Annotated in this window: 23 protein-coding genes; all 23 read left to right on the top strand. The window is 35.8% G+C overall.

Features of this window, described 5'->3' with window-relative positions; all coding sequences use genetic code 11:
- Nucleotides 1–100: 100 nt before the first annotated feature.
- The 23 genes from Q0F04_RS05590 (at nt 101) to Q0F04_RS05700 (ending at nt 19478) form a co-directional block, all read left to right on the top strand.
- Nucleotides 101–2071, top strand: coding sequence for a DHH family phosphoesterase (locus Q0F04_RS05590; RefSeq protein WP_295751137.1), 1971 nt, complete (start codon nt 101–103; stop codon nt 2069–2071).
- Nucleotides 2052–2501 (top strand): 50S ribosomal protein L9, encoded by a 450-nt coding sequence (rplI, locus tag Q0F04_RS05595; protein WP_117572076.1) that lies wholly within the window; start codon nt 2052–2054, stop codon nt 2499–2501. The genes Q0F04_RS05590 and rplI overlap by 20 nt, the downstream gene beginning before the upstream one ends.
- A 1-nt stretch (nt 2502) precedes the next feature.
- Nucleotides 2503–3849, top strand: coding sequence for a replicative DNA helicase (gene dnaB / locus Q0F04_RS05600; protein WP_117572075.1), 1347 nt, complete (start codon nt 2503–2505; stop codon nt 3847–3849).
- A complete protein-coding gene (locus Q0F04_RS05605; protein ID WP_295751140.1) occupies nt 3839–4579 on the top strand; it encodes an MBL fold metallo-hydrolase in 741 nt (246 codons plus the stop codon). Before dnaB ends, Q0F04_RS05605 begins: the two co-directional genes overlap by 11 nt.
- 133 nt (nt 4580–4712) lie before the next feature.
- Nucleotides 4713–5333 (top strand): uracil phosphoribosyltransferase, encoded by a 621-nt coding sequence (gene upp / locus Q0F04_RS05610; protein WP_295751142.1) that lies wholly within the window; start codon nt 4713–4715, stop codon nt 5331–5333.
- A 27-nt stretch (nt 5334–5360) separates the two neighbouring features.
- Nucleotides 5361–5504 carry an AtpZ/AtpI family protein gene (locus Q0F04_RS05615; protein WP_268234125.1) on the top strand — a complete coding sequence of 48 codons (144 nt, stop codon included), beginning with the start codon at nt 5361–5363 and terminating at the stop codon, nt 5502–5504.
- A gap of 94 nt (nt 5505–5598) precedes the next feature.
- Entirely contained in the window at nt 5599–5877 is a 279-nt protein-coding gene (locus tag Q0F04_RS05620) for a hypothetical protein (protein ID WP_295751145.1), read from the top strand.
- On the top strand, nt 5870–6577 hold the full coding sequence (gene atpB, locus Q0F04_RS05625) for a F0F1 ATP synthase subunit A (RefSeq protein WP_295751148.1): 708 nt from the start codon (nt 5870–5872) through the stop codon (nt 6575–6577). Before Q0F04_RS05620 ends, atpB begins: the two co-directional genes overlap by 8 nt.
- A 19-nt stretch (nt 6578–6596) precedes the next feature.
- Entirely contained in the window at nt 6597–6839 is a 243-nt protein-coding gene (gene atpE / locus Q0F04_RS05630; RefSeq protein WP_295751149.1) for an ATP synthase F0 subunit C, read from the top strand.
- A gap of 18 nt (nt 6840–6857) precedes the next feature.
- Nucleotides 6858–7373: a F0F1 ATP synthase subunit B gene (atpF, locus tag Q0F04_RS05635; RefSeq protein WP_117572069.1), complete on the top strand. Its 516-nt coding sequence runs from the start codon at nt 6858–6860 to the stop codon at nt 7371–7373.
- Entirely contained in the window at nt 7367–7894 is a 528-nt protein-coding gene (gene atpH / locus Q0F04_RS05640; RefSeq protein WP_295751152.1) for an ATP synthase F1 subunit delta, read from the top strand. Before atpF ends, atpH begins: the two co-directional genes overlap by 7 nt.
- A gap of 12 nt (nt 7895–7906) precedes the next feature.
- Complete coding sequence (atpA, locus tag Q0F04_RS05645) at nt 7907–9442, top strand: F0F1 ATP synthase subunit alpha (protein ID WP_117572067.1); 1536 nt, start codon at nt 7907–7909, stop codon at nt 9440–9442.
- The gene (gene atpG / locus Q0F04_RS05650; protein WP_295751155.1) at nt 9429–10277 is read left to right on the top strand and encodes an ATP synthase F1 subunit gamma; all 849 of its coding nucleotides are present in this window, start codon (nt 9429–9431) and stop codon (nt 10275–10277) included. Before atpA ends, atpG begins: the two co-directional genes overlap by 14 nt.
- Before the next feature lie 12 nt (nt 10278–10289).
- Nucleotides 10290–11690 (top strand): F0F1 ATP synthase subunit beta, encoded by a 1401-nt coding sequence (atpD, locus tag Q0F04_RS05655; RefSeq protein WP_288522287.1) that lies wholly within the window; start codon nt 10290–10292, stop codon nt 11688–11690.
- A 2-nt stretch (nt 11691–11692) separates the two neighbouring features.
- Entirely contained in the window at nt 11693–12088 is a 396-nt protein-coding gene (gene atpC / locus Q0F04_RS05660) for an ATP synthase F1 subunit epsilon (RefSeq protein WP_117572064.1), read from the top strand.
- Nucleotides 12089–12201: 113 nt separating this feature from the next.
- Complete coding sequence (locus Q0F04_RS05665; RefSeq protein ID WP_117572063.1) at nt 12202–12462, top strand: co-chaperone GroES; 261 nt, start codon at nt 12202–12204, stop codon at nt 12460–12462.
- 13 nt (nt 12463–12475) lie between these two features.
- Complete coding sequence (gene groL / locus Q0F04_RS05670) at nt 12476–14089, top strand: chaperonin GroEL (RefSeq protein WP_295751157.1); 1614 nt, start codon at nt 12476–12478, stop codon at nt 14087–14089.
- Between the two features lie 181 nt (nt 14090–14270).
- The gene (locus Q0F04_RS05675; protein WP_295751160.1) at nt 14271–15443 is read left to right on the top strand and encodes an ABC transporter substrate-binding protein; all 1173 of its coding nucleotides are present in this window, start codon (nt 14271–14273) and stop codon (nt 15441–15443) included.
- A gap of 53 nt (nt 15444–15496) precedes the next feature.
- Complete coding sequence (locus Q0F04_RS05680; protein WP_117571992.1) at nt 15497–16375, top strand: branched-chain amino acid ABC transporter permease; 879 nt, start codon at nt 15497–15499, stop codon at nt 16373–16375.
- Between the two features lie 3 nt (nt 16376–16378).
- Nucleotides 16379–17335: a branched-chain amino acid ABC transporter permease gene (locus tag Q0F04_RS05685; RefSeq protein WP_117571991.1), complete on the top strand. Its 957-nt coding sequence runs from the start codon at nt 16379–16381 to the stop codon at nt 17333–17335.
- On the top strand, nt 17332–18111 hold the full coding sequence (locus Q0F04_RS05690; protein WP_117571990.1) for an ABC transporter ATP-binding protein: 780 nt from the start codon (nt 17332–17334) through the stop codon (nt 18109–18111). The genes Q0F04_RS05685 and Q0F04_RS05690 overlap by 4 nt, the downstream gene beginning before the upstream one ends.
- Nucleotides 18112–18118: 7 nt before the next feature.
- Complete coding sequence (locus tag Q0F04_RS05695) at nt 18119–18823, top strand: ABC transporter ATP-binding protein (RefSeq protein ID WP_117571995.1); 705 nt, start codon at nt 18119–18121, stop codon at nt 18821–18823.
- A gap of 4 nt (nt 18824–18827) precedes the next feature.
- On the top strand, nt 18828–19478 hold the full coding sequence (locus tag Q0F04_RS05700) for a CBS and ACT domain-containing protein (protein WP_117571989.1): 651 nt from the start codon (nt 18828–18830) through the stop codon (nt 19476–19478).
- Nucleotides 19479–19500 lie beyond the last annotated feature (22 nt).

Here is a 19500-nt window from a genome sequence, read left to right on the forward strand (position 1 = left end):
GGGAAACAACTTAAAGATAAATACAAATAAATCAAGGTAGTTGTATTTGTATCAAAATGTTGATTTTTGACACTACCCGAAAAGAATAGAGGTTTTCTATATGAAACAGTTTGAAAAGTGGCGTAGTCTATGCGTTACAGGTCTAGCTTTAGGCCTTATACTATCAATCCTGTTGTTTTTAAAGAAAGAATATATATATATGATAGCCGTTTTGATTGTATGGATTGTTTTTGTCTGTGCTTTCTTTGGCTTCTGGAAATCTTTAAAAGAACATGGAATGAAAACAGAAGTAGATATTTCAAGAGTTTTAGGTAAAGACGCCAAAGATGCCTTGAATTTTGGTGATGTTGGTATTTTAACCTACAACGAAGAATATATTGTAACGTGGGCTTCACCTTTCTTTAAAGAAAAGGGCATTACGTTGACTAACAGTAAATTAACAAGCTGGATCAGTAATATCCGTACTTTGTTTGATGATGATGTGGATATGGTGATTGGAAAATCGGAAGGTCGAATTTACGAAATTACAAGAAAAAGAGATGCTCAAATTTTATATGTGAAGGACATTACAGATTACTATAATATGCGTCAGCAGTATCTAGATAATGAAATAGTTGTTGGGTTATTGCAGTTAGATAATTATATGGAATATCAGTCTTATGAAAATGAAGAGATCATGGCCCAAATCAATACGCATTTAAGAGCTGCTTTAGTAACGTGGGCCAAAGACAACAAGATGTTTGTCAGACGTTTGCGTTCGGATCGTTTCTTGGTAATTTTGAATAAAGAAATCTTAACAGAAGTGCGCAAGCAGAATTTTACTATTTTACAACTTATCAAGGATGAGGCAAATAAATTAGATGTTTCTATTACGTTAAGTATGGCTTTTGCGTATGGATCCAATGATTTTACGGTACTAGATGATATGGTCAATGAATTGATTGAATTGGCACAAAGTCGTGGTGGAGATCAGGCAGCGATTCGTTCAAGTGGAGGAACGGTTCAATTTGTGGGTGGAAACTCAGAAACAAGTTCAACACGTTCTAAAGTGCGTGTACGTATTATGGCACAATCTATTCAAGAAGCTATTATGGAATCGAATCGTGTTTATATTGCAGGACATGTTATGAGTGACTTTGACTGTATGGGAGCGTGTCTTGCCTTATCTAGCTGGGTACATGCGTTAGGCAAGGAAGTCTATATTGTTTTAAAGGATGTTCCTAGAGATGAGCAGCTTCAAGAAATGATGAATTCATTTAGTACTGTCATTCAAGAAAGACATACTTTGATTACACCAGATGAGGCAATGGATTCTATTGATTATAATAAAGATCTATTGATTATGGCTGATCATGGTATTCCTGCAATATCAAGTGCCAAAGAATTTGTGGATCGATGCAATCGTATCCTTGTGATTGATCATCATAGACGTAGTGATACGTTTGTTAAGAATACCTTGTTGACATATGTTGAAAGTAGCGCAAGTTCAGCGTGTGAATTAATTGTTGAATTGCTTCAGAACATTCCAAATCATATCCCTATTTATGAAATGGAAGCGACGATTATGTATTTGGGTATTTTAGTGGATACAAATCGTTTTAAAATGCATACGGATGCTCGTACGTTTGAAGCTGCAGCTGCCCTACAAAATTGGGGAGCTAACACAAATCGTGCTGAAAAAGCTTTGTGTGAAGACTATTTGTATTTCTCTATGAAGAATGCATTGATTCAGCAGGCAAAACCTTACTACAATCATTTTATGATTGCAGCGATTGATGATGAAACATTAGATAAGACAATGATGGCTCAGGTTTCGCAAGCTTTATTATTGATTAAAGGTTGTGTTGCTAGTTTTACCATCGCAAAGGTAAGGACAAATCCGAATGCCGTTGCGGTAAGTGCACGTAGTGATGGGTCTTATAATGTTCAAAAGATTATGGAAAAATTAAATGGTGGTGGCCACTTTAGTGCGGCTGCTGTCGAAAGAGAAGATGTATCCGTGCAACAGATGAAGGATATGATCTTAAAGTGTATAGAGGAGGAACTTAAAAATGAAGGTAATATTGCTTAAAGATATTCGTAAATTAGGAAAGAAAGATGATGTAGTTGAGGTGAGTGATGGCTACGCAAGAAATTTCTTATTCAAGAATAAATCAGCGATTGCGTATACAAAGGGTTCTGCCAAAGTGTTAGATAAACAAATGGAAGAAAGAGCTGAACATGAGGCTGAGTTAAAAAAAGAAGCTGAAGCTTTGAGTGAAACTTTAAAGGGTATTACTTTGGAGTTTACTTTGAGTACAGGTAAAAATGGAGCTACTTTTGGTTCTGTTTCTAGTAAGCAAATTGTGGAAGCTTTATCTAAAAAAGGAATTCGTGTAGATAAAAGAAAACTTCAATTGGAACAATCTATCGCATCTTTAGGTGTGACTCGTGTTCCTGTGGATCTATATCGTGGACAAGTGATTGGAGAAATCGTTGTTCATGTAAGCGAAAAGGCATAATATGTCTCGTGAAATGCCTAACGCAGTTTCCTTGGAACAATCTGTGCTTGGCTCTTTAATGGTATATCCTAAAGTCATTCAAGATTGTCAGGAACTCGATCTACATGCAGAAGAATTTTATTTGCCTTCTCATCAACAGATTTATCAGGCTATCTGTACAATTCATGAAAATGGTCAGCCTATTGATATGAATACGGTGGTCAATCGTTTACAGGAAACAGATCAGTTAGAGTCTAGTCAAGGAGCCGATTATATTATTCGTTTGGCAGACTCAGCAATTTCGAGTGCAACATCAAGATCTTATATTGAAACAATCAAAAACAAGGCGCAATTGAGAAGATTGATTTATGTTGCGGATAAAATTAGTGAAGAAGGCTATTCATCTGGTGAAGATATAGATACAGTATTAGATGATGCTGAACGTCTAGTTATGGATGTAACTAGACATCGTAGGGGAAGCGAATTTGAATCGAGTGAAGAAATTGTTACCCGTGTTATTAATGAATTAAAAGAACTTCGTACGATGAAAGGTGTAACTGGAATTGAAACGGGTTATGTCTTGTTGGACCGTATGACGAATGGTTTTCAGCGAGGTGATTTAATTATTCTTGCAGCTCGTCCGGCCATGGGAAAGAGTGCCTTGGCCTTAAATTTTGCAGCTCAAGTTGCGAAACGTAATGAAGGAGCTGTTGCGATATTCTCACTGGAAATGCCTAGTGATTCGATGATGAAGCGTTTAATGAGTTCTGAATCTCAGGTATATTCGGATAAGCTTCGTAGTGGTAAATTGACAAATGAAGAAATGTCTCGTTTATATGAGGCAGGTTCACATTTGAGTGAAAGAAAGATTTATATTGATGATACAAGTAGTATCAAGGTATCTCAGATATTTTCAAAGTGTCGTAAATTAAAGAGTGAAAATGGCTCCATTTCTTTAGTTGTAATTGATTACTTGCAGCTGATTACGGGAACGCGTGCCGATTCTCGTCAACAGGAGGTCAGTGATATTTCGCGTAACCTAAAGATTTTGGCAAAAGAAATGGAATGTCCAGTTATTGCGCTTTCTCAGCTTTCTCGTAAGGTTGAAGAAAGAACGGATCATGAACCACAATTATCCGATTTACGTGAATCTGGATCAATCGAGCAGGATGCCGATATCGTAATGTTTTTATATCGTAGTAATTATTATGACAAAGATAAGGAATCGCAAGAAGAAACCGAAGTTGTAGACTTGTCTTTGGCAAAACATCGTAATGGTGGAATTGGAAAGATTCAATTGGCTTTTGAAAAGAATATATCTCGTTTTACAAATTTAGAAGCTTCTGGAGATGATATTTATGCGCATTGATTTGTTGTGTAGTGGTTCAAAAGGCAATAGTTGTTTGATTCGTCATGAAGATACGCAATTGTTGATTGATTGTGGTTCAACAAAAAAATATTTAATGGAAAGTTTTAAAAAGGTTGGAGCTTGTGTGGATGATACAAATGGTGTCTTGATTAGTCATGCGCATTCGGATCATGTTTCGCAATTAAAACATTTCAATCATTTGGATGTATATTCTTATTGTGATTTAAAGGATGCCTTAGATAAACATGATGTAGCACCGAATCAGAAATTGATTATCAAAGATTTGAGTATTCAATTTTTAGGCTTGTCGCATGATTCCCCACATACCATTGGGTTTGTGGTAGAGTCGGATAAAGAAAAGCTTGTGTATGTAACAGATACAGGTTATGTGCCAAATCAAATCAAGCCATATATTGCGAATGCAGACCATTATATCTTTGAAAGCAATCACGATGTGGATCGTTTGATGCATACAAAGCGTCCAATGTTTTTAAAACAGCGTATTCTGAGTGATAATGGGCATTTGAATAATGAAGATTCAAGTTTAAATTTAACTTCCTTGATCAATGCGAAGACAAAAAATATTGTTCTTGCTCATTTGAGTGAAGAGGCAAATACGCAAGATCTAGCATTGGACACATTTTCGAATGTACTATTGCGAAAGGACTTACATCCTTCTGGAATTGATGTAAGAGCGGCAAAGCAGTTTGAAATTTTGACAATTGAATAGAAATGTTTAATGATAAAAAAACAGAATATCTATATAATTAAGCACTGAAAGATTTGGTGGAAACCCTTTCTTTCAGTGTTTTCTATTGCGAATAAGAATGTTATAATTATGACTATAAAGGTAGGTAATTTAAATGTTAAAAGTTATTGATCATCCGTTGATTAAGCATAAATTAACAGTTATGCGAAAAAAAGAAACGGGAACGAAAGATTTTCGTCAAAACTTAGATGAAATTGGTGGATTAATGGTTTATGAAATCACACGTGATTTGCCTTTGAATCCAATTGAAATCGAAACACCAATTTGTCAGTACACTGGTTATGAATTGGCTAAAAAAGTCGTGATTGTGCCAATTTTACGTGCTGGATTGGGTATGGTAAATGGAATTCAAGATTTGATTCCAACCGCAAAAATTGCGCATGTTGGTATGTATCGTGATGAAGAAACGTTAGAGCCACATACTTATTTTGAAAAATATCCAAAGAACTTAGAAGATGCGATCACAATTGTAGTAGATCCAATGTTGGCAACTGGTGGATCTAGTGTAGCAGCAATCGATATGGTTAAGAAACAGGGAGCTACAAATGTGAAGTTGGTTTGTTTAGTTGGTGCACCTGAAGGTGTTAAAACAGTTGAAGAAGCACATCCAGATGTAGATATTTACTTAGCTTCATTAGATGACCATTTAAATGAACATGGATATATTGTTCCTGGTTTAGGAGATGCGGGAGATCGTATTTTCGGTACGAAGTAATTGATGAAACCTTACGCTTTTTCGGGAATGTTATGCACAAGCATGCTCATATTTGGCCTTATTGGTTATAATATTGATGGCTGGTTACATACTACGCCTTTATTTGTGATTATAGGTTTAATGTACAGTATTATTGGAAGTATTATTTTATTGATAAAAAAATCGAGGTAGAACAATGCAGCAAATGAATAAAAAAATAGTAAAGTATACTTTGATATTTAGTTTGTTTTGCTCTTTGGTTTGTGCAATTATTTTTCATTCCCAAATGATTCGTGTATTTATTGCGGTTTGGATTGGGTGTCTGACTGGTTTAGCTGGATATCGTAAAATTGTTCAAATGGCTTTAAATATCCCAACAGATGAAGTAGCTGGAAAAAAGATAGGTACACAAGAATATATGAAGAGATATCTTATGTATGGTCTAGTTCTGGTCATTTGTCAATTAATGGAGTTTCCGATTTTGGCAGTTCTTGTTGGGCTTATGTGCAATAAAGGAGCAATCCTGTTATATGCACTAAAAGAAAAGGAGGATTTCCATGAGTGATGTAAGTGCAATTATCATTCACATTGGAAAGTTCTCTTTACAGATTCAGCAATCTATTCTTGTATGGCTTGGAATTTGTGTTTTCTTTGCGTTCTTCTTCTACTTTGCGGGGAAGAAAATTGAAAAACAAGATCCTTCAAAAGCTAGTAAAGGGATTGTGTATATTTGTGAGGAGATCTACAACTTAGTACTTTACATAATTAAAGATAACTTAAGGGAAACAACAAAGAAGTATGTTCCATTGTTTGGTACTTTGACTGTGATGATGATTGTAAGTAACTTAATTGGTTTGATTGGACTTCAAAATCCAACGAGCAATGTAAGTTTTAATGCGACATTGGCTGTCACTATGTGGTTGATGATCCAAGGTAATGGTATTAAAAAAGGTGGATTATTAGCGCGAATGAAAGAGTTGACAGAGCCGATGTTCTTGTTGACACCATTAAATGTCATAGGTGAGTTGGCGTTGCCTATCTCATTAACGATGCGTTTATTTGGTAATATTTTGGCAGGATATATCATTTCTATGTTGGTGTATACATTGATTAAAATGTTAATGCCAGTCGGATTATTAGGCTTATTAATAACGCCATTTTTACATATGTATTTTGATATATTCTCAGGTGTAATTCAAACGTATATCTTCTTTACACTAAGCTCGTTCTTCTTAGGACAGCAAGTGGCTATTCAAGAAGATTAATAAATAGGAGGAAAATAAAATGTTTAATGAATTTTTCGTACGTGGTATGGCTTGCTTAGGTGCAGGTATTGCGATGATCGCTGGTTTAGGTCCTGGTATTGGTCAGGGTATTGCAGCTAGTAAAGGTGCAGAAAGTGTTGGTCGTAACCCAGATGCAGCAAGTAAAATTCAATCAATCATGGTATTAGGTATCGCCTTAGCCGAAACAACAGGTATCTATTCTTTGATCATTGCGATTTTATTGATTTTCATCAAAGGTTAATGATTGGGAGAATCGGTAATGATTGACTTTAATATTGACAATTATTTGCGAATTTCATTGACCGATGTTGTTTTAGTTTGTATTTCTACTTTTTTGATTGTAATGTTTGCCAAAAAATTCTTTTGGGAAAAATTACTAACATTAATTCAAAAACGACAAGATTTAATTCAAGAAAATATCGATTCTTCAGTAGCTATTAAAAAGCAGGCTGAAGATGTTAAAGATCAGTATGATGAAAAATTGCGTAATGTATCGCAAGAAGCTCATACCATTCTTGTTTCAGCTAGAGCACATGCGGATCAAGAAAAACAGCAGATTATAAAAGAAGCAAATGACGAAGCTTTGCGTATTAAGAAAAACGCAAATGAAGATATCGAACGTCAGAAGCGTGACGCTCAAAAAGAAATGAAAAAAGCAATTAGCGATGTTGCTTTAAGTGCAGCGAGTCAGTTGATCAAAAAAGAAATGGATGAAGAAACACAGAAGCAATTTGTGGAAGATTTTATTGAACAGGCAGGCGATAAACAATGGTAGATTACACGCCTTATGCCCAGGCTCTATTTGAATTAGCACAAGATCCAAAGCAAGAAATGGATTGGATGTCAGAGCTAAAACAAGTAGCGCAAGTGATTACTTCAGTGCCTGAATTGTCTAAAATTCTTGCACATCCAAGTATTCCTCGAGTAAAGAAAAAAGAAATCATCCAAACAGCTTTCGAATCCGAATTAGATACAACTGTATTTCGTTTCTTGCTTGTGTTAAATGAGCATAATGAACTTTCTCATCTTGATAAAATCAGTGATGCCTATGAAGAGTGTTATCGAAAGAAACATAGAATTGAAATCGTCAAAGTGACGAGTGCATCTAAACTAGATGAAGATCAATTATCAAGATTGAAAGAAATGTTAGAGAAAAAAATGAATAAGACACTTGAACTAGAGGTGCAAGTGGATCCATCTTTGATTGCAGGTATTAAAGTACAGGCAAATGATTTGGTGATGGATAATACGGTCGTTGCGAAGATTGACGCAATGAAGGAAGCAATTAATAGATAAGCAGGTGATATGATGAGTTTAAATCCAGCAGAGATTTCAAAATTAATCAAAGCTCAGATTCAAAGTATCGACCAGGATCTTGAAATGAATGAAAGTGGTACTATCCTAACAGTAGGCGATGGTATCGCAACGGTATATGGATTGAAAAATGCCATGATGAGTGAATTGTTGTTATTCCCTCACGATGTATATGGTATGGTCATGAACTTAGAAGACGAACAAGTAGGTGTCGTATTACTAGGTGATAATTCAGATATCAAAGAAGGTGACGTTGTAAAACGTACAGGTCACATCATTGAAGTTCCAGTTGGTGATAGTTTGATGGGTCGTGTTGTCAATGCATTAGGACAACCGATTGATGGTTTAGGTGAAATCAAAACAGATAGAACACGTCCAGTAGAACGTGTTGCCCCAGGTGTAATGACAAGAAAGAGTGTATCTGTTCCATTACAAACGGGTTTAAAAATTATTGACTCTATGATTCCAATTGGACGTGGTCAGCGTGAGTTGATCATTGGGGATCGTCAAACAGGTAAAACAGCAATCGCAATCGATACGATTTTGAATCAAAAAGGTCAAAATGTAAAATGTATTTATGTTGCGATTGGTCAAAAGGCAAGTACTGTAGCTCAAATTGTTGAAAAATTAAAACAACACGGAGCTATGGAATATACTACAATTGTAGCGGCAACTGCATCTGAAGCAGCACCATTACAATATATTGCACCTTATGCAGGTTGTGCAATGGGTGAAGAATGGATGGAAAACGGAGAAGACGTATTAATTGTTTATGATGACTTATCGAAACATGCCGTAGCTTACCGTACACTGTCTTTACTTCTTCGTCGTCCTCCTGGACGTGAAGCGTATCCTGGAGATGTATTCTACTTACATTCACGTTTATTAGAGCGTGCTGCTCGTTTAAATGAGAATTATGGTGGTGGATCATTAACAGCTTTACCAATTATTGAAACACAGGCCGGAGATATTTCTGCCTATATTCCTACAAACGTAATTTCAATTACGGATGGACAGATCTTCTTGAAAACAGATATGTTTAATGAAGGTGTTCGTCCAAGTGTAGATAGTGGTTTAAGTGTAAGTCGTGTAGGTAGTGCTGCACAGACAAAAGCTATGAAACAGGTTTCTGGTTCATTAAAGCTTGAACTAGCTCAATATCGTGAAATGGAATCTTTTGCGAAGTTTGGTTCAGATTTGGATGCGAGTACAAAAGACGTATTGGATCATGGTGCAAGATTAACTCAATTATTGATTCAAAAACAATATTCACCATTAACAGTGCCTGAACAAGTATTATCTTTGTATGCTGCAAAAAATAGATATTTAAAACCTGTTGAAGTAGATCAAGTTGGTGAATTTGAACAAGGAATGTTGGAGTATGTACATCGTGAATATCCTTATGTTCTAGATCAAATTGAAATGAAAAAGGCAATTGACGATGAATTAGAAGCGGATATCAAGAAGGCTTTGGATGCATACGCAAAACAATATGCACTAGAAAAGGGTGCGCAACATGGCACAGAGTAGACAGGCTATTCAGGCTCGAATCAGTTCCGTTAGTTCAACTAAAAAAATCACAAAAGCAATGCAGCTGATTGCTTCAAGTAAATTAACTAGACAAAGACAAATTATGGAAGAAAACCGTAGTTATGCACAAGGTCTTCAAGAACTATTCACAATGGTACTTCGTAGTGCTGGAGATGATTCTATGTATTTAAATGAGAATCAAGGAAAGCCAAGTTTTATCTTTGTGATCACAAGTGATATGGGACTTTGTGGTGGCTATAATGCCAATGTATATCGTATGATACAGGATGAGTTTTCTGAAAAGGATCATGTAGTTATGATAGGGATTCGTGGTTCTGCATGGATTTCAAAAAGAAACTACAACGTTAAAAATGTATTAAGTGATCTTGACGAGGATGATGTATATAATGCTTTATCGAAATGTATGCAGGATGCATTAGACTTGTTTGAAAAGAAAGAAATTTCAAAAATTCAAATTTTATATACGCACTATAAAAACACATTGACATTTGTTCCTACTTTAGAAACAGTTTTACCTGTATCTAAACCTCAGGAAGAAAAGAAGTCAGGTATGCATGCGGACATGATTTTTGAACCGGATAAGGAAACAATGTTACAAAACATGATTCCCATGGTTACAAAATCAATCCTTTATTCTCGTTATCTAGAGAGTAAAACAAGTGAACAGGCTTCTCGAAGAATGGCAATGGAGAGTGCAACTGACAATGCAGAAGAATTGCAGAATAACCTTGAACTTGCCTATAACCGTGTACGTCAAGGTGCTATCACGCAAGAAATTACTGAAATTGTCGGTGGTGCAAATGCACTTTCATAAAGGAGGGTAAACATGAGTCAAAATATTGGAAAAGTCGTTGAGATCATTGGTCCGGTTGTGGATATTCAATTTTCACAGAATAATTTACCAGATTTATTAACGGCAATTGAAATTGAACGCCCAAATGAAGAGAATCTAATTGTAGAAGTCGAACAAGATATCGGTGCTGATCGAGTACGTTGTATTGCGATGGGGAGTACGGATGGTTTGGTTCGTGGTATGGATGCCATTGATACAGGAAAACCAATTCAAGCTCCTGTTGGAGAAAATGTATTGGGTCGTATGTTTAATGTTTTGGGTAAACCAATTGATGGTTTAGGTGATGTAGATGCGCAAACTATGCCAATTCATAGAAAAGCACCTGCATTTGATGAACAAAGTACAACAAGCGAACCATTGGAAACAGGTATTAAAGTTATTGACTTACTATGTCCTTACGCAAAGGGTGGTAAGATTGGATTGTTCGGTGGTGCCGGAGTAGGTAAAACCGTATTGATTCAGGAGTTGATCCACAATATTGCCAAAGAACATGGTGGTAAATCCGTTGTAGTAGGCGTTGGAGAAAGAACTCGTGAAGGAAATGATATGTATCACGAGATGAAAGACAGCGGCGTATTAGATAAAACCGTATTGGTTTATGGACAGATGAATGAAAGTCCAGGAGCTAGAATGCGTGTTGGATTAACAGGCCTAACAATGGCAGAATATTTCCGTGATGTAGAACACCAGGATGTATTATTATTTATTGATAATATCTTCCGTTTTACACAGGCAGGATCTGAAGTTAGTGCCTTATTAGGACGTGTTCCTAGTGCCGTTGGATATCAACCTACATTAGCTACAGAAATGGGACAGTTGCAAGAAAGAATCACATCAACAAAAGATGGTTCAATCACTTCTGTACAGGCTATTTATGTGCCTGCGGATGACTTGACTGACCCAGCTCCAGCAACAACATTCTCTCACTTGGATGCCAAAACGGTATTAGACCGTGATATTGCAGCATTAGGTATTTATCCTGCCGTAGATCCACTTGAATCAAGTTCACGTATTTTGGATCCACTTGTAGTTGGTGAAAAGCACTATAAAGTAGCTCGTGGAGTTCAAAATATTCTACAGAGATATAAAGATTTACAGGATATCATTGCCATCTTAGGTATGGATGAATTAAGCGAAGAAGATAAGAAAGTTGTTAACCGTGCACGTCGTGTTCGTAACTTCTTGTCTCAACCATTTAACGTTGCCGAAGTATTCTCTGGTATTCCTGGAAAATATGTACCTTTGGAAGATACAATTCGTAGTTTCGAACGCTTATTAGCAGGTGAATTTGATGATCTTCCAGAACAAGCATTCATGTTTGTTGGAACAATTGAAGAAGCACAGGAAAAAGCTAAAAAAATGGCTGGTGAATAGTCATGATTGCTTTTAAAGTAGTAACACCAAAAGGCGAATATTTAAAGCAGGAAGTCAAGAGCATCCATGTAAAGACGGTGGTTGGAGAAACTACAATTTTACCCAATCACATGCCTATCTTTGCTTCTTTGGTACCTTGTAAGCTTGTTTTGAAAAACGAAAATGATGAAGAAGAAATCTTTGCGATTTCTGGCGGCTTTTTACAATTCAACAAAAATGAAGGCATGATTCTAGCTGATGCGATCGAAGGAAAAAAAGATATCGATCTTGAGCGTGCAAAAAAATCAATGGAACGTGCTAAAGCGCGTTTAGAGAAAAAAGATTCAAATACAAATCTAAAAAGAGCTCAGTTATCATTGGAAAGAGCAATTAATAGAATTCATGTATATGGCGAGTAATCCTCGCCATTTTCTTTTGTTAAATTTTAGCAAACTTATTGCATCAGTGCTAAAAGTGAGTATAATAGTAATTAGCAATTAGAAGTGCTAAGTGCTAAAAGGAGGATGATTTTATGTTACAACCTTTACATGATTATGTTTTATTAAAGAAAGAGAAAGAAGAAAAAACTACCGCAAGTGGAATTATTTTGACAAGTGGTAAAGAAAAGTCAAAGCTTGCAGTTGTCGCAAGTATTGGTGCAGATGTTAAAGATGCTGGATATGCTTGTGGAGATAAAGTTTTATATAAAGAATATTCAGGAACTACAATGAAAATCGATGACGAAGAATTCATTGTTATCAAAGATGAAGATATCATTGCAGTAAGTAAGTAGGAGGTAATGAATTATGGCTAAAGAAGTACGTTTTTCAAAAGATGCTCGTGAATCAATGTTAAGAGGTGTCAACACATTAGCAAATGCAGTTCGTGTTACTTTAGGTCCTAAAGGACGTAATGTTGTTCTTGAAAAGGAATATGGATCACCATTGATCACAAACGATGGTGTAAGTATTGCCAAAGAAATTGAATTGGAAGATAAGTTTGAAAATATGGGTGCTAAATTGGTATATGAAGTTGCCAATAAGACAAATGATACAGCCGGTGATGGTACAACAACAGCTACAATTTTAGCTCAAAGTATGATTGAAAATGGTTTGCGTCAAGTGGATCGTGGAGCCAATCCAGTGTTGATGCGTGAAGGTATCGAAAAAGCAGCTAAGGCTGTTAGTGAATATATTTTGTCCGTGTCTAAGAAAGTAGAAAGTAGTAAAGATATTGCCAATGTAGCGACAATTTCATCGGGATCTGAAGAAATTGGTAAGATCATTGCGGATGCGATGGAAAAAGTTGGTCGTGATGGTGTCATTTCAACAGATGATTCAAAAGGATTTGAAACAGAACTTGAAATCAGTGAAGGTATGCAGTATGACAAGGGCTATGTTTCTCCATATATGGTCAGTGATCGTGAGAAGATGGAAGCTACAATGGAAAATGCTTATGTCATGGTAACAGACCAAAAGATCACAAACATTCAAGAAATCTTACCTTTACTTGAACAATTGGTTCAGGTAAATCGTGCACTATTGATTATTGCGGAAGATTTAGAAAATGAAGTGGTTTCTACTTTGGCATTAAATAAACTTCGTGGAACATTCAATGTAGTGGCTACAAAAGCTCCTGGTTTTGGTGATAACCAAAAAGAAATGTTGCAGGATATTGCGATTATGACAGGTGCCAAATTCTATTCAAAAGATTTGAATATGGAATTGAAAGATATGCAGTTGTCGGATTTAGGTACAGTTAAGAAGATTGTTGTCACAAAAGATAATACGACAATGATTGGTGGAGCTGGAAGTAAAGAAGAAGTGGCTGCTCGTGTAGCTGAAATTGAAGCACAAATGGAGAACACTACTAGTGATTATGATAAGAAACGTATGGCAGAGCGTTTAGGTAAATTATCAAATGGTGTTGCGATCATTAAAGTAGGTGCTGCAACAGAAAGTGAATTGAAAGAAAAGAAACTTCGTATTGAAGATGCATTGAACTCAACTCGTGCAGCTGTTAGTGAAGGTATTGTCGTAGGTGGTGGAGCTTGTTTAGTAAAGGCTTATGTAGCTTTGAAAGATGAAGTAAAGTCAGATGTAGTTGATGTACAAAAAGGTATTAAAGTTGTATTTGATGCATTGTTGGCTCCAATTGCACAGATTGCTGATAATGCTGGATATAACAGTGAAGAGATTGTTGAAAGACAAAAAGAAGCTGATGAAAATGTAGGATTTGATGCGAAGAATGGTAAATGGGTAGATATGATTGAATCTGGTATCATTGATCCAACAAAAGTAACTCGTAATGCATTGATGAATGCTTCTAGTATTTCAGCCTTGTTCTTAACAACAGAGGCTGGAGTCGCAAAAATTGATAAGGACGAACCAGCTCCTGCAATGCCTCAGGGAATGTATTAATAGTTGAATGAATAGCTAAGGTTTTATAACTTTGGCTATTTTTTTTGTGCTAAGAAAACGGGTGTAAGAAATGTAAAATGTAAAATTAATGTAAAATTAATTGTAATAAAATGTAAAAAGCACTTGAAAACGTTTTCGGGTTGCGTTATTATATCTGTACAACTCGAGGGAGGTATAGATTATGAAAGGTAAATTATTAAAAACGTTTGCTTCTAGTGCTGTTGCATTAAGTATGTTAGTCGGATGTAGTTCTGGTGGAGGAACAGCCGCAACTGAATTAAAAGAGGGAGATACAGTCAAGGTTGGCTTGAACTATGAATTATCTGGTGCTGTAGCTTCTTATGGTCAAGCTGAGTATAAAGGGGCATCACTAGCAATCAAACAATACAATGAAAACAAGGATTCAAAATATAAAGTCAAAGCTGTCAAAATGGACAATAAAGGAGATGCGAGTGAATCTACTTCAGCAGCTACAAAATTGATGACTGAAGATGGGGTGGCATTCGTTGTAGGACCAGCAACTTCAGGTGCTTCAATTGCTACATATCCAGTAGCTGATCAAAACCAAGTTCCAGTCATTTCACCATCTGCTACTCAGGTGGATGCAACAATGAATGGGGATTCTCCTTATGAATATGCGTTCCGTATTTGTTTCGAAGATTCATATCAAGGTAAGGCAATGGCTAAATTTGGATATGAAAACTTAGGTAAGAAAAAAGCTGTTATCATCAACGAAGTAAGTGATTATGGAAAAGGTCTTACTAAAGTATTTACACAAAAATTTGAAGATTTGGGTGGAGAAGTTATAGCTACAGAAAGTTATAACGCTAAAGATACTGACTTTGCTGGTATCATCACAAAAGTAAAAGATAAAGGTGCAGATGTATTATTCATTGCTGGTTATTATTCAGAAGCTGGTTTGATTATTAAACAAGCTCGTGAAGCTGGTATGGATTGCACAATTTTAGGTGCTGATGGATTTGAATCAGAAAAATTAGCAGAACTTGCAGGTAAAGAAAACTTAAATAACTGCTACTATTCAACTGCTTATACTACAGTTAACGCAAGTGATACTTTAACAGCATTTGTAGATGCTTATACTGAAGAATATGGAGAAGCTCCAAATATGTTCTCTGCATTAGCTTATGATGCAACAAACTTAGGTTTACAAGCTTTGGAAAAATCAGGTAAAACTGGTGCTGATTTACAAAAGGCGATTGCCGATACTAAATTTGAAGGTTTAACTGGTTCATTCACATTTGATAAGACACATTCACCTAAGAAATCTGTATTAGTTGTTAACTTAGTTGATGGTGTTCAAACTGAAGCCGTTTCAGTAGATCCAAATAAATAAGTCTTTGTTCAAAGGGGGAACAATTCCCCCTCTTTTTTAATAAGGAGGTTAATATGACAGCTTTTTTACAACAACTAGTCAATGGTCTATCCTTAGGAAGTATTTACGCATTGATTGCCTTGGGATACACCATGGTTTATGGAATTATTAAATTGATTAACTTTGCACATGGAGATATCTATATGTTAGGAGCTTATTGTGCATTTCTAATAACAACATATTGTGGTTTAGGATTTATTCCTGCATTATTGATTTCAATGGTTTTTTGTGGTGTTGTAGGTGTATTGATTGAGCGCATCGCCTATAAGCCACTTCGTCATGCGACTCGAATTACTGCATTGATTACAGCTATTGGTGTAAGTTATGTCTTGGAGTATGCAACACAATATATCATGGGTAGTGAAGTAAGAACCTATCCTAAATTATTAACGAGTGCATCTTTTCATTTAGGACCTGTCACCATTACGATGCAACAAGTATATATTTTCGTGATTACGATTATTTTAATGGTTGTATTGCAGTTTATTGTTCAAAAGACAAAAATGGGACGTGCCATGCGTGCTGTAAGTGTCGATGAAGATGCTGCACGTTTGATGGGTATCGATGTAGATAAAACGATTTCATTTACATTCCTTTTAGGTTCTGCTTTAGCAGGTGTTGCCGGCGTTTTAGTTGGTATTTACTATAATTCAATCAATCCATTGATGGGTATGACGCCAGGATTAAAAGCATTTATCGCTGCTGTATTTGGTGGTATTGGAAGTATTCCGGGAGCTATGATTGGTGGTTTATTTATTGGTATTGCAGAAACTATGGTTACGGCTTATGGAAGCTCTTTGTATAAAGATGCGATTGTCTACATTATATTGATTTTAATTCTAATCTTGAAACCAGCCGGTTTATTAGGTAAGAATGTAAGAGAGAAGGTGTAAGTCATGCGTAAAGAATTATTGAATAAGGCAAATCTTGCTTGGCTTGTACTGTCTATTGTATCTTTTGTGGTTTTAACTATTTTAATGAAAGTTGGAATTATTGGATCTTATTATTCAATTACTCTATATAATATCTTTATTAATATTATTTTAGCTGTATCATTAAACTTAGTTATTGGTGTATGTGGCCAATTCTCATTAGGTCATGCTGGATTTATGTGTATTGGAGCTTATTGTGCAGGTATTATGGTAAAAATGATGCCAAATATGACAGGACTAGTGATTGGAGTATTGATTGGCTTTGTTCTTTCAACAATTGTAGCTTTGATTGTATCCATTCCAACTTTACGTCTAAAAGGTGATTACTTGGCGATTGCGACATTGGGATTTGCAGAAATTGTACGTATCCTAGTGCAGAATATGGAAATCACAAATGGAGCGGCTGGATTAAATGGTATTCCTAAATTGACAACATTTCCAATGTTATTTATATGTGCTGTTATTTCAATCTTAGTTGTTTGTAACTTTACACACTCTGCTCCTGGTCGTGCCTGTTTATCGATTCGTGAAGACGAAATTGCGAGTGAGGCAATGGGAATCAATACGACAAAGTATAAAGTAATTGCCTTTGTGATTGGGGCATTATTAGCTTCATTAGCGGGTGCATTATTCGCATGTAACTTCTATGTCATCAAACCAGATCAATTCACATTCAATAAGTCCATCGATATCTTAGTTATGGTTGTGTTTGGTGGTATGGGCTCTATGACATCAAGTGTTTTGGCTGCCGTTGCGATTGGGATCATCAATGTTGTTTTGGCAAACTTCTCAGAAATTCGAATGATAATCTATGGCTTGGCACTAGTTGGAATTATGATTTTTAAACCAACAGGTATCTTAGGAACTAAGGAATTATCTTTTAAAAAGTTATTTGATAAACGAAAGGAGAAATCTGCATGAAAACTATTTTAAATGTTAAAAATCTGACAAAGAATTTTGGCGGTCTTTGTGCAGTCTCTAACGTATCAATGACAATCAACGAAGGTGAACTAATTGGTTTGATTGGACCAAATGGTGCTGGTAAAACAACGTTATTCAATTTGTTGACAGGTGTATATGAACCTAGTAGTGGCTTGATTGAGTTGATGGATCAAGATAAAAGTATTCAGATTGGTGGATTAAAGCCTTATAAAATCACAAATCTAGGTGTGGCACGTACATTCCAAAATATTCGTTTGTTTAAATCTATGACAGTATTGGAGAATGTTAAGGTTGCGATGCATAAGAATATTCGTTATGGTACTTTAGCTGCGATTTTACGCTTGCCTATGTATTATAAAGAAGAGAAGTGGGTAGAAGAAAAGGCTGAGGAACTATTAAAAGAAGTTGGGTTGTATTCATTGCGAAATGAATTGGCTACCAATCTTCCTTATGGTAAACAAAGAAGATTGGAAATCGCTCGTGCTTTGGCAATCCAGCCAAAAATTCTTTATTTGGATGAGCCGGCAGCAGGTATGAATCCGCAGGAAACAAAAGAGTTAACAGAATTAATTGATCATATTCGTTCAAAATATAAATTAACTGTTATTCTTATTGAACATGATATGTCTTTGGTTATGAAGATTTGTGAGCGTATTTATGTGTTGAACTATGGTAAAATGATAGCGAATGGTACGCCTGAAGAAATCAAACATAATGAATTCGTAGTTAAGGCATATTTAGGAGAGGAGATCTAGTATGGCAATGTTGGAAATAAAAGATCTTCACGTACATTATGGTGTAATTGAAGCTTTAAAAGGAATTAGCTTGGAAGTTAATGAAGGTGAAATTGTCGCATTGATTGGTGCCAATGGAGCTGGAAAAACAACAATGATGCAGTCAATTAGTGGCATTGTAAAAAAGACGAGTGGCGATGTCCTATTCTTAAATGAGTCAATTATGAAGGCAAATCCTAAACATATTGTTGAAATGGGTTTAACCCAGGTGCCAGAAGGACGTCGTATCTTCACGGGTATGAGTGTATATGAAAACTTGATGATGGGGGCTTTTTTAAGAAAAGATAAAGATGGAATCAAACGTGATTACGAAAAGGTTTGTGAACAATTTCCTATCTTGAAAGAGCGTATGAATCAAGATGCTTCTACATTATCTGGTGGTGAGCAGCAGATGTTGGCAATGGGGCGTGCACTCATGGCAAAACCTAAATTGTTGCTTTTAGATGAACCGAGTATGGGGTTAGCTCCTATTTTAGTTAAGGAAATCTTTAATATTATTGAAGAAATCAATAAGTCGGGAACAACGGTTTTATTGGTAGAACAAAACGCTAAGATGGCATTATCAATTGCGCATCGTGCCTATGTTTTAGAGACAGGTAAAGTTGTAATGTCAGGTACAGGTGAAGAGCTTGCCAAGAGCCCTGATGTTCAAAAGGCATATTTAGGAGGATAATAAGATGTTTAAAGTTAAGGATTATATGACAAAAAATGTTATATGTGCTGAACCAGATGCAACGATTTCACAAATTATTGATTTGATGAAGGAAAAGGGAATTCACCGTGTTCCTGTTGTTGAAAAAGGAAAATTGATTGGATTGATTACAGAAGGTATGATTTCCAATTCAGGGACAACGAATGCGACTAGCTTAAGCATATATGAATTAAATTATTTGTTGTCAAAAACAACTGTGAGCACTGTGATGGTGAAAAAAGTGATTTCTGTTGATGAAAATGAATTGATGGAATATGCGACACAGAAAATGTTGAAAAACAACATTGGATGTTTGCCGGTCACAAATGCATCTGGCGAAGTCACAGGTATTGTAACGCAGAATGATGTATTTAAGTGTTTCTTGAATGTTCTTGGATGGGATGAAGTGGGTTCAAGAATTACAGTTGCTGTAAAAGATGAAATTGGTGCAATTGGTAAGTTATCTGAAATTTTTGTTGAAAATAATGTGAATATCAATCATATTGGTGTGTATTCTTTTGAAGATGGAATTGCTAATCTAGTTATTCGTTGTGATACAACTGAACCAGATGATTTACAAGCAGATTTAGAACGTAAAGGCTATAAAGTATTAGAGTGCTTTGTTCGTGATAAATAAAAAAAGGTCTAATTCATATGAA

The organism is uncultured Holdemanella sp. (genome assembly GCF_934772795.1).
In the GTDB taxonomy this organism is placed as follows: Bacteria; Bacillota_I; Bacilli_A; order Erysipelotrichales; family Erysipelotrichaceae; genus Holdemanella.